Raw genomic sequence first — 531 nt, forward strand, 5'->3', positions numbered from 1 at the left:
GGGGTGGTGATGTCGCCCTCGCCAAAGCTGTTGACCGTGACGGTCCCCGCCCGGATCGCACGGGCGCCGCGGATGGCGCGTTTGGCATTGGCGGTGAAGATCGAGGCACACAGGCCATAGTCGGTGTCATTGGCGATCCTGATGGCCTCGTCAAAGCCCGACACTTCGATCACCGACAGAACCGGGCCAAAGATCTCCTCGCGCGCCAGCGTGGCATCGTTTCCGGGAACCTCGACCACGGTGGCCTCGACAAAACCCTTTTTCGCTTTGCCACCGATCACCACGTTCTCGGCCTGATCCAGATAGCCACAGACCTTAGTGTAATGACCTTCGCTGACCAGCGCGCCCATGCGGGTTTCGGGATCCAACGGGTCGCCGATATTCCACTGTTTGGTATGATGCGCGATACGCTCCAAAAGTTCCGCCTTCACGTCCTTGTGCACGATCAGGCGCGACGAGGCCGAGCAGTTCTCGCCCATGTTCCAGAACGCCCCGTTGACCACATGCGCAGCCACACGGTCCAGATTTTCC

Annotated in this window: 1 protein-coding gene; it reads right to left on the minus strand. The window is 60.8% G+C overall.

Annotated features, from left to right (window positions below; all coding sequences use genetic code 11):
- Positions 1–531: aldehyde dehydrogenase family protein (locus ABLN94_RS24585; protein ID WP_352997348.1), on the minus strand; the 531-nt coding region annotated here is incomplete at both ends.

Origin of the sequence: Ruegeria sp. SCP11 (assembly GCF_040329455.1) — a bacterium.
Classification (GTDB): domain Bacteria; phylum Pseudomonadota; class Alphaproteobacteria; order Rhodobacterales; family Rhodobacteraceae; genus Ruegeria; species Ruegeria atlantica_E.